8 protein-coding genes and 1 pseudogene are annotated in these 9,679 nt (G+C 59.0%); 3 read left to right on the top strand and 6 right to left on the bottom strand.

Going from position 1 to position 9,679, the window contains the following annotated elements:
* Positions 1 to 163: 163 nt before the first annotated feature.
* The 5 genes from GDN47_RS30170 to GDN47_RS30150 form a co-directional block, all read right to left on the bottom strand.
* Positions 164 to 1,468 carry a hemolysin family protein gene (locus GDN47_RS30170; protein WP_152094868.1) on the bottom strand — a complete coding sequence of 435 codons (1,305 nt, stop codon included), beginning with the start codon at positions 1,466 to 1,468 and terminating at the stop codon, positions 164 to 166.
* Between the two features lie 110 nt (positions 1,469 to 1,578).
* Positions 1,579 to 2,487 carry a TIGR03571 family LLM class oxidoreductase gene (locus tag GDN47_RS30165; protein WP_152094867.1) on the bottom strand — a complete coding sequence of 303 codons (909 nt, stop codon included), beginning with the start codon at positions 2,485 to 2,487 and terminating at the stop codon, positions 1,579 to 1,581.
* A 169-nt stretch (positions 2,488 to 2,656) separates the two neighbouring features.
* Positions 2,657 to 3,028 (bottom strand): PsiF family protein, encoded by a 372-nt coding sequence (locus GDN47_RS30160; protein WP_145317685.1) that lies wholly within the window; start codon positions 3,026 to 3,028, stop codon positions 2,657 to 2,659.
* Positions 3,029 to 3,168: 140 nt separating this feature from the next.
* The gene (locus GDN47_RS30155; RefSeq protein ID WP_152094866.1) at positions 3,169 to 4,296 is read right to left on the bottom strand and encodes an S-(hydroxymethyl)glutathione dehydrogenase/class III alcohol dehydrogenase; all 1,128 of its coding nucleotides are present in this window, start codon (positions 4,294 to 4,296) and stop codon (positions 3,169 to 3,171) included.
* 50 nt (positions 4,297 to 4,346) lie between these two features.
* Entirely contained in the window at positions 4,347 to 5,180 is an 834-nt protein-coding gene (locus tag GDN47_RS30150) for a sugar phosphate isomerase/epimerase family protein (protein WP_152094865.1), read from the bottom strand.
* 377 nt (positions 5,181 to 5,557) lie between these two features.
* Between GDN47_RS30150 and GDN47_RS30145 the strand changes: the two genes are divergently transcribed.
* Complete coding sequence (locus tag GDN47_RS30145; RefSeq protein WP_152094864.1) at positions 5,558 to 6,592, top strand: sterol desaturase family protein; 1,035 nt, start codon at positions 5,558 to 5,560, stop codon at positions 6,590 to 6,592.
* A gap of 181 nt (positions 6,593 to 6,773) precedes the next feature.
* On the opposite strand, the pseudogene GDN47_RS30140 reads toward GDN47_RS30145, so the two are convergent.
* A pseudogene (locus tag GDN47_RS30140) lies at positions 6,774 to 7,488 on the bottom strand (LacI family DNA-binding transcriptional regulator).
* Positions 7,489 to 7,667: 179 nt separating this feature from the next.
* On the opposite strand from GDN47_RS30140, the gene GDN47_RS30135 reads away from it, so the two are divergent.
* Positions 7,668 to 7,985 carry a MocE family 2Fe-2S type ferredoxin gene (locus GDN47_RS30135; protein ID WP_152094863.1) on the top strand — a complete coding sequence of 106 codons (318 nt, stop codon included), beginning with the start codon at positions 7,668 to 7,670 and terminating at the stop codon, positions 7,983 to 7,985.
* Positions 7,982 to 9,223, top strand: a complete 1,242-nt coding sequence (locus tag GDN47_RS30130; RefSeq protein ID WP_152094862.1) for an NAD(P)/FAD-dependent oxidoreductase — start codon at positions 7,982 to 7,984, stop codon at positions 9,221 to 9,223. The genes GDN47_RS30135 and GDN47_RS30130 overlap by 4 nt, the downstream gene beginning before the upstream one ends.
* The last annotated feature ends 456 nt before the right edge of the window (positions 9,224 to 9,679 follow it).

Below are 9,679 nucleotides of genomic sequence, written 5' to 3'. Positions count from 1 at the left end.
CCGGGTGATCAGATAATCTATGTTATGGAACATAAATCGATATGGCGAGCCCTGTCTTTGTGATTTGCTAAGGCTGCTTCAACACTTGAGTGCGGGCAATTTTGAAACCGATCCGATGCCGGCATATCCGCTACGAAACGATGGGCCGTCTTTCAGATGAGTTTCAGTGATCGGCTTCGCGAGCGGCGGCGTCCGCGCTTACCAGCAGCTTGTCGATCCTGCGGCCGTCAAGATCCACGACCTCGAAGCGCCAGCCGCCCTTCGAGAAGCTTTCGCCCACATCCGGAAGATGGCGCAGCTCCTGCAGCACGAAACCTGCAACTGTTTGGTAGTCACGATCATCCTCGATCTGCAGGTTCATGAAATCGGCAAACTCGTCGATGGGCATCCAGCCGGATACGAGATAGCTGCCATCGTGACGGCGGACGAGAGCCTGCTCGCCGCCGGCATCGGTTTCCTCCTGAACGGCTCCGAGGATGGCTTCGAGGATATCGCCCGATGTGATGACACCTTCGAAGTGGCCGTATTCGTCGTAGACGAGCACCATATGCGAGGAAGAGCGACGCAGCGCCTTGACCACGTCAAGGGCGCTGGAAAGGTCCGAAACGATCGGGACCTGTTTGGCAAGCTTGAGAATGTCGGCTTGCCCGCTGGAAGCCAGGGCATCGAAGAAGTCCCTGGTTGTCAGCACGCCTACGATTTCATCGGAGCTGTCCTTGCGCAGCGGGAGCCGTGCCTTTTCGGTGCGGCGAAGCTGTTCGCGAACCTCGTCGATACCGTCTTCGATATCGATGACCTCCACGTCGCGACGCGGTGTCATCAATGCTCTTGCGGTGCGGTCGGCCAATCGCATGACGCCCGAGATCATCGCCTGCTCTTCCGTCGCAATGACGCCGGCGCTTTGGGCTTCCGCCAGAACCGTCTTGATTTCCTCATCGCTGACACCATCCGCGGCCTTACCGGATTGGCCGAGCGCACTCAGAACCAGCCTTCCTGAGATGTCGAGCAACCAGACGAGCGGCGCTGCGGCCCGGGAAAGAAACACCATGGCCGGCGCAACCTTGCTGGCGACCGCTTCCGGCGCCCGCAGAGCGACCTGCTTCGGCACCAGCTCGCCGATGATCAGCGACAGATAGGTAATGGCGACCACGACGGAACCGACGCCGATGGCGTCGGCGGCTGCAACAGAAAGACCCTGCTTGGCAAGCCAGCCCGACAGCCGAGCGCCGAGTGTGGCGCCTGAGAACGCGCCGGACAGGACGCCGACGAGCGTGATGCCGATCTGCACTGTTGAAAGGAAGCGGCCCGGTTCTTCCGTGAGCCTCATCGCCATGGTCGCGCCTCTGCTGCCTTGGTCGGAAAGCACTTTCAGGCGGGCAGGACGGGATGAGACGATTGCCAATTCCGACATGGCAAGCACGCCGTTCAGGAGGGTGAGGACAATGACGATAGAAATTTCGAGAAGCAAAATCAGCCCTTTTTGGTTGCAGCGGAAAGATAGGTGGCAAAGGCTGCAAAAGCCAGGGTTCCGCGGAATATGATTTCCGCGGCGCTGTCACCGAGGGCAATTTGCTGAAGCTATCGCATGGCCGGCAGAATATCCGCGGCGATCTCTTCCACGGTTTCCCCTACCGGCCGTCCCTGCGCGATCAGATTGAAGGCGACATGATGAATGCCCGCTTCACGCATTGCCGACAAGGCTTCGATCAACCCTCGCCTGCCGGTTCTGCCGCCGAGATTGATTTCCTCATAAGAGGCCTGAGGGTTATCGAGCAGATCCAGGACCATGGACTGACCAAAGCCGCGAAAATCGGCGGCGACCTTAGCCCGGGCATTGTGCCAAAGCGCCAACCGGTCTTTCTGAACGGATAGCGGGCGGTAGTAGGTCATCCAGGCTGACGCGCGGCGGGCGATCCATTCGAGCGATTGCGACGATGAACCCACAGCCACCATGGGAATGGACGATTGTTGCAGCACAGGTCTTATGGCGAACTCTTTCCGCACGCGACCGCCTTCATCGACGACCTTCTGATCCGGGCCAAGCGCAACGGCGAGGCGCTCCCAATGCGATTGAAAGAGCGCTTTGCGGTTTCCAATATCCTCTCCGAAAACATCATATTCGCTCGGCCGGTCTCCCGAGCCGAGACCGAGGACGAACCGGCCTTTCGACAGAGAGGCGATGGACAGCACTGCCTTGGCGATATGGAGCGGATGCCGCAAAGGCAGCACGATTGCGCCCGTCGCCAGGGCGATCCTGGATGTGGAAGCGGCTAGAGCTCCAAGGAAGACCCAGGGATCGGCATGTCCGATCGGATCAGGATAGCTGTCGCTGTTAAGGGGAACATCCCTCACCCACAGCGCATCGAAGCCCAATTTATCGGCTTGGCCCGCAATGCCGAGCTGAGCATCGAACTCTATGTCGGCGGCAGTTCTCGTTTGCGCCGGCAGGACTATGCCGAATGAAAGCCTGTCTGGATGGAAAAGCACGCCGCACCCTGAAATTTATATCCTTGCCAAGGAGATAAGGAGGCTTGCGCTTGAGGAAAAGGGGCCGCGCAAGACGTACGGCGATTGTGCAAGGCACGTAGTCCGCCCCGTGGAGCGGACTGTCGTTATGTGATGGGTCCGGTTCGGATCCGTGATCGCGGGCCGATGCTCAGCTTGCGGTGATGCACTGCTTGACGTAATCGCGCAATGCTTTCCTTTCCAGACCTTTGGCGGTGCCTTCGTCATGACAGGTCTTGCGTTTCGCCAGGACTGGATACTTCTGCTGCAGGCAGCTTTTGACTGCGCCCTTGCGCGCGTCGCCCTTGAGGCCCTGCCCCGTTGCATCCTGCCGGCAGGCTTGCCGCGCCGTCTTGATCTCATCCTTCGAGGGCATGATCGACGACGTGGCCGATGTGGAAGGGGTCGTGGCGGGAGCTGGCGTTGCGGTCGTCGCAGGTGCGGTCGTTTGGGCGAAGACGACGGTTGCGGAAGATAGAGCGAAGAGAGCAGCGGCGGTCGCACTGAGCAGCTTGCTGGTCATGGGCATATCCTTTTGCCTGAAGGCCATTCGTGTTCAAGCCGCCGACCCCATCACGAGGTCGGCGTCCTTCTTGAACGGTGATCATCGGCTTATCCGTCGTTCGGACTGCCAAAAAACTTCCAGCGAGGTCGCCTGCAGCGTCAGTAGAGCACGACGCTGCGGATGCTTTCACCCGAATGCATGAGCTCAAAACCCTTGTTGATGTCGTCGAGCGGCATGGTGTGGGTGATCATCGGATCGATCTGGATTTTACCTTCCATGTACCAGTCGACGATCTTCGGCACATCGGTGCGGCCACGCGCGCCGCCGAAGGCCGTGCCCATCCACGAGCGGCCCGTCACCAGCTGGAACGGACGCGTCGAGATCTCCTGGCCGGCGCCGGCCACGCCGATGACGACGGACTTGCCCCAGCCGCGATGGGAAGCTTCCAGCGCCTGGCGCATCACCTTGGTGTTGCCGGTGCAGTCGAAGGTATAGTCGGCGCCGCCGATCTGGTCGGCCCCGCGCTTCGTCATGTTGACGAGGTAGGGCACGATGTCGTCGCCGACCTCCTTCGGATTGACGAAATGCGTCATGCCGAAGCGCTCGCCCCAGGCCTTCTTGTCGTTGTTGAGATCGACGCCGATGATCATGTCGGCACCGGCTAGCCGCAAGCCCTGAATGACGTTCAAACCGATGCCGCCGAGACCGAAGACGATGGCCGTTGCACCCATCTCCACCTTGGCGGTGTTGATGACTGCACCGATGCCGGTCGTCACACCGCAGCCGATATAGCAGATCTTGTCGAAGGGGGCGTCGGGATTGACCTTGGCGACGGCAATCTCCGGCAGCACGGTATAATTGGCGAAGGTGGAGCAGCCCATATAGTGATGGATCTTGTCCTTGCCGATCGAGAAGCGCGAGGTGCCGTCCGGCATCAGGCCCTGGCCCTGGGTCGAGCGGATCGCCGTGCAAAGATTGGTCTTGCGCGAGAGACACGACGGGCATTCGCGGCATTCGGGCGTATAGAGCGGAATGACGTGATCGCCCTTTTTCACCGAAGTCACCCCCGGCCCGACATCGACGACGATGCCGGCACCCTCATGGCCGAGGATTGCCGGGAAGAGGCCTTCCGGATCGGCACCGGACAGGGTGAAATCATCGGTATGGCAGATGCCAGTCGCCTTGACCTCGATCAGCACTTCGCCAGCCTTCGGCCCCTCCAGCTGAACCGTCATCACCTCAAGCGGCTTGCCAGCCGCAACCGCGGCCGCTGCTCTTACGTCCATGGAAAATCCTCCAAAATCAATAGTCTATTGCTGATACTTTTCTTAACTTATTAGCCGATGATTCTTGCCCACAAATCACGTATTTCCTGCTTCATAAGCAGAGATTCTTCCCAGCGGTCGGTGGTGTCTTCACCGTCCTTTCCGGTGATGGCATAGGGCTTCGGCCCGAGTTCGCAGGTGAAGGCAAGTGTGGCGTCTTTGTCGGCGCGCTTCCGCCAGCTTTTGAAGCCATACTCCCACCAGCCGAGGAAAAGATCGACCCAGGGTCTGTGATGCGGGAAGGAAATTTCGATCTGAACCTGTTCGCGGGAGGCAACGCGGCCATGGAAGGCCCAGGAACTGTCCAATATCCGATGAATAAGGGCATGATTTTCGTCGGATACCGGCCAGGCGAACTCCCGCCCGACAAGGAAATGGGAGATATCGCCGAGCAGCCGCAGGTCCGGCAGGCGATCGAGCAGGTCGAGCGTGAAAAAGAGATCCGTCGTCATGCGGTCGCGATGCGTCTCAATCCAAACATCGATACCGGCCTCTTCCGCCAGACGTTGCCAGCCTTCCAGCAACGGAACGCAATCCTCAAGCCGTCGCAGGCGCACGTCCGGCTGCAGACAGATGTGATGAACGTTGTATTCGGCCGCGATCTCCAGCACCGGCTTTAGATCGTCGACAGTCTTGGGGAAACATTGGCCCTCCGCCTGCAGCCGATGTTGTTTGAGCAAGCCCGCGACGCGAGAAACGACCTTGCGGTCGTACCAATGGGTACTGATCCCATCAAAGCCCGCAGACGCGATCTTTTCGATGTTTTCTTCCAGAGAAAGCTCCGGATATCGCGCGCTGCGTCGCTCCATGGACCAGAGTGACTGGAATATGAGCAAGTTCTGCATGGTTTCTCCCCTACCAGTGCGCTGCTCAGATCATGAATCCGAGATCTCCGCCAGCCGGCGCGATGATGGCTTTTGATCATCGGCGCGTTTCATTGCAAAGCGGATGTATTCGCTCGTCGAGCGCTGGTCGCGTGAGGGGTTTTCATCAAGATGCTCTGAATGCGCCAACCGGGTCCACCCGTAACTCTTTCCAAATAGTCATGTGGGCAGGTGTTTCTGTGCGGCGCCTGGAAGAAGGTAATAGCCACCTTCTCCTCCCCCGATTGCGGCTCAGCAGAGTTCCCGTCGCCGTGAGCAAATTTCATCAAATCAATGCTGTCGTTTCGCGCCGAGGTCCCTGACACTGACCGCATAGTTCATCCACCGGGAGGCACATTATGGACGACACGCTCTACGGCACCCGCGACAAACGCGGCGACTGGAAACCCAACAAGCTTCTGCAATATCCGCCCGTCTTCATTTGGCCGGCCAAACCGATCGCCTTCCTGAAATGGTTCTTCGGGTATCCCGGCTATCTGATGCCCTGGAACGTCGTCTATGCCGTCGTCGCGACACTGCTATGGCTTTATGCGACACCCTCCATGGAAACGATGAAGACGCTGGCGCCAGGCTGGGTCGCCTTTCTTCTCCTGCGCAACGCCGCGCTAGTCTTCCTGTTCTTTGGCGCCTTTCACCTGCGCCTCTACATGCAGAAGAAGCAGGGCACGAGCTTCAAATACAATAGCAAGTGGCCATCGAAGGATAATTCCGCCTTCCTCTTCAGCAATCAGACCATCGACAATGTGATCTGGACCTTTGCGAGCGCCGTACCCCTCTGGACGGCCTTCGAAGTGCTGACGCTATGGGCCTTTGCGAACGGGCTCATTCCCTATGTCGACTTCGCCGAACACCCGATCTATTGCGCCATCATCATGCTGCTGATCCCGGCGTTTCGCGATCTGCATTTCTATCTGGTGCACCGCCTGATCCACTGGCCGCCGCTCTATCATACGGTTCACAAGCTGCATCATAACAACGTCAATCCCGGTCCCTGGTCCGGCCTCGCCATGCATCCGGTCGAACATCTGCTGTATTTTTCGGGTGTCCTCATCCATTGGATCGTACCGTCCAACCCGGTCCATGCTTTGTTCCATCTGACACATGCCGCTCTCGCACCGGCGCCAGGCCATGCCGGTTTCGACAAGATCGTGATCGGCGAGGAAGCCGGGATCGATACCCATGCCTACGACCACTATCTCCATCATAAATTCTTCGAGTGCAATTATGCCGATGGCGTTATCCCGCTCGACCAGTGGTTCGGCACCTTTCACGACGGCTCGAAAGAGGCCGAGGACCGCATGAATAAGCGCTTCATGGAGCGCGCCAAGAAATACGCAGAAAAGCAGGCCCGCCGCTCCGGCACGCCAAGCTAGCAAAGAGCCGAGCCTGGCTGGGTTCTTCCAGCCAGGACAATGATCTCAAGAACTTGCCAAAGGCGCTATGTGCTCCATATGCGCGTATTGAGCTCTCCCCCCGCCACCGGTTCAATCGGCCGTTGATGGCGGGAAATGCCGGAGCCTGCGGTCCTCCTTCCGCAGGCTCCGGCCTTGTCACTTAGTGGTGACTGGATGCCGGGCCAACATTCTCCGTCGTATAGGTCAGGAACGGAACCGGCTCTTGGCTGACTGGCACATCAATAATCCCCATACGCGATAATATCGTATCCAGTGCGCGCCTCGCCTGGGTTTCGGGTGCCTGATCGAGAACGAGCGTCATCAGCCCCGAGGCGATGAAGCGGCGCGTTTCGTCGTTGAGTTCGTGCCCTATCCAGACGCAATCCCTTCCCTGTCGTTCCTGAAAGCGCTGAAGCACCGAGCCGACCCCAAGATTGGCACCGCCGGCATTGTAGATACCGATAATATCCGAACAGCGACGCAGCGCCTGCGTCATCACTTCCACGGCAACGATCAGGCCATGCCGGCGAATGCTGCTATCGGCCACATGCGCAGCGAACTTCTCCGGCTCGCTCTCTTCGACAAAGGTCCGGTGGACGGTGATCGAGCTGTCCAGCAAGGCGGCGATTCGCTCGAAGGCATGGTTGAGCCGGCTGAAAAAACGGCGACTCCGGCCTGACTAGGATGACTTCGATGCGGATCGTGCCGCGATAAAGACTTGGGATGATCCTTTTGTAGCCTAAGCGCTTTGCGGCCAGCACCACCTTCTCCGCCGTTTGCGGCCTGACGCTGCCGCGTTCGTTGAGAACGCGCTCCACGGTCGGAAGGCCGACACCAGCGGCAGCGGCGATGTCCACGAGACGTGCTTTCTTCATGCCGCTCCTCCCTGATGAAAAATGATCATAATCGGCATGGAACGTGAAGGGTCATTTCACGCATGCTTGGAACCAGCCGGGAGGAAAAAGCGATGCGCGATCAAAGCGCAACGTCGACCTGCTCCCAAGATTGGATGATGCGTTTCGCGCCTTACGGTGACTGCAATGAGGAGGAAGAAATGATGAACTGGGTTGATGCCTGCGCTGCCGATGAAATCGATCAGGAGGATGTTGTCCGCTTCGATCACGCCGGGCGAACCTTTGCGATCTATCGTAGTCCCGATAACGAATATTTCGCTACGGATGGGCTTTGCACTCATGAGAAAATCCATTTGGCCGATGGGCTCGTCATGGATGACACCATCGAGTGTCCGAAGCACAATGGCCGCTTCAGCTATAAGACGGGCGAAGCGCGAGGCGCTCCGGTCTGCATCAATCTGAAAACCTATCCGGTCAAAGTGGAAGGCGATCGCATCCTGATCGGAATCGGCGCATGAGCGGCGATGCGGGCATCATCATCGTTGGCGCCGGTGAATGCGGCGCGCGTGCTGCTTTGAGCCTGAGGGAGAGCGGTTACCGGCAGGCGATCACCCTCATCAGCGATGAGGTTCACCTTCCTTACGAGCGGCCGCCTCTTTCCAAACAGGTTCTGCTTGGCGAGATGGAGCCTCGGATGCCAACCGTTCTCAATGATCTCGTGCTGGCGGAGCAGGCAATCCGTCATATCGGCAGCACCTCGGCCGATGCCATCGACACGTCCGGAAAGCAATTGTTCCTCTCCGATGGCCGGGCGCTGCCCTATGACAAACTGCTACTGGCGACCGGCGCGGCACCAAGGCGATTGCCGAACGCGCCCGTCAGCAGCCGCATAGTCTATCTGCGGACGATCGATGATGCGCTTGCACTCCGTTCCTTCGTCCGAGCCGATATGCATGTGGCAGTGCTTGGGGGCGGTTTCATCGGCCTGGAGGTCGCCGCTTCGGCACGCGGCCGCGGAGCGAGGGTTACGGTCATCGAGTCCCAGGAGCGTATCCTCAAGCGCGGTGTCCCCGAACCGATCGCCGAAACGATTACTGCCCTGCACCAAGGCAGTGGCGTCGTCGTGAAATGCGGTGTGGCGGTTCTCGGGCTCGAAGCGGATGAGCAGCGTGTCGATATTTCTCTTTCCGATGGCCATGCGATTTCGGCCGATGTGCTCGTCGTCGGGATCGGCGCGCTGCCGCGCACCGAGCTTGCTGCACGCGCCGGTATCGCAATCGACAACGGCATTGCGGTCAATGAGCGCCTGGAAACATCGGAGCGCGATATTTATGCCGCCGGAGACTGCTGCTCGTTTCCGCATCTCCTTTATGACGGTCGCCGTCTGCGTCTCGAAGCATGGCGCAACGCGCAGGATCAGGGCATTCTCGCGGCCGCAAATTTGATGGGCGCGGCGCGCAATTATCAGGCCGTTCCCTATTTCTGGTCCGACCAGTTCGATCATACGCTGCAGATCGCCGGACTCGTCGATGAGGGTCGCACGGTCGTTCGCAGAGACCTCGGGGACGGTGCCTTCATCCTGTTTCATCTCGACGACCAGCAGCGACTGGTCGCCGCAAGCGGCGTCGGCCCCGGCAACAAGGTCGCCAAGGATATCAAACTCAGCGAGATGCTGATTGCCGGGCGCGTCACGCCATCGGCCGAAGCGCTGGCTGGCAACGCGAACCTGAAATCCATGCTGCCTCGAGCGGCCTGACAGGCTATCAAGATACGTTGGCCTCACGCGACAGCCTGCCGGTATCATCGGCAGGCTGCAGCAGTGCATTCATGAGCAGATGCCATAAGTGTTTGCAGCATTCAGGTGCTAATCCGGCATCCGGATCGTCCTACATTCTTTCTGCAGTTCCCTAGGACTTAGCAGCGGCGGTAATTCGTTCGTATCGCTATGAGATCCGATGTGGATATCTGCCTTGCTCCGCAAAGACGTCGGGCCGGAGCCGAAAGCCCCATGAGCAACGTCCGCAGGCAACGCCAGACCAAATGAAGGATAGCCATGGAACGCACCCTTCCGCAGCAAGCTTCATCCTCGCAGTGCTTTTCCTGTGCGAATAAGCAAAGAGCTTGGAGCTTGGTCCGGCGGGCCGCCGCACGGTGGCAAAGCCCCGACAGAGACTTTTACCGGCCTGACAATCTCCGACGAGCACAGGAATGA

It is taken from the genome of Martinezella dioscoreae (genome assembly GCF_009176305.1).
Classification (GTDB): Bacteria; Pseudomonadota; Alphaproteobacteria; order Rhizobiales; family Rhizobiaceae; genus Rhizobium; species Rhizobium dioscoreae.
The sequence above is the reverse complement of the archived record's forward strand: the minus strand, read 5'-3'. Positions and strand labels throughout refer to the sequence as shown.

What these genes read in the sequence shown, in the direction of transcription:
- GDN47_RS30155 (WP_152094866.1), bottom strand. Translation starts at nt 4,296, where the DNA reads ATGGACGTAAGAGCAGCGGCCGCGGTTGCGGCTGGCAAGCCGCTTGAG.
- GDN47_RS30130 (WP_152094862.1), top strand. Translation starts at nt 7,982, where the DNA reads ATGAGCGGCGATGCGGGCATCATCATCGTTGGCGCCGGTGAATGCGGC.
- GDN47_RS30150 (WP_152094865.1), bottom strand. Translation starts at nt 5,180, where the DNA reads ATGCAGAACTTGCTCATATTCCAGTCACTCTGGTCCATGGAGCGACGC.
- GDN47_RS30145 (WP_152094864.1), top strand. Translation starts at nt 5,558, where the DNA reads ATGGACGACACGCTCTACGGCACCCGCGACAAACGCGGCGACTGGAAA.
- GDN47_RS30135 (WP_152094863.1), top strand. Translation starts at nt 7,668, where the DNA reads ATGATGAACTGGGTTGATGCCTGCGCTGCCGATGAAATCGATCAGGAG.
- GDN47_RS30160 (WP_145317685.1), bottom strand. Translation starts at nt 3,028, where the DNA reads ATGACCAGCAAGCTGCTCAGTGCGACCGCCGCTGCTCTCTTCGCTCTA.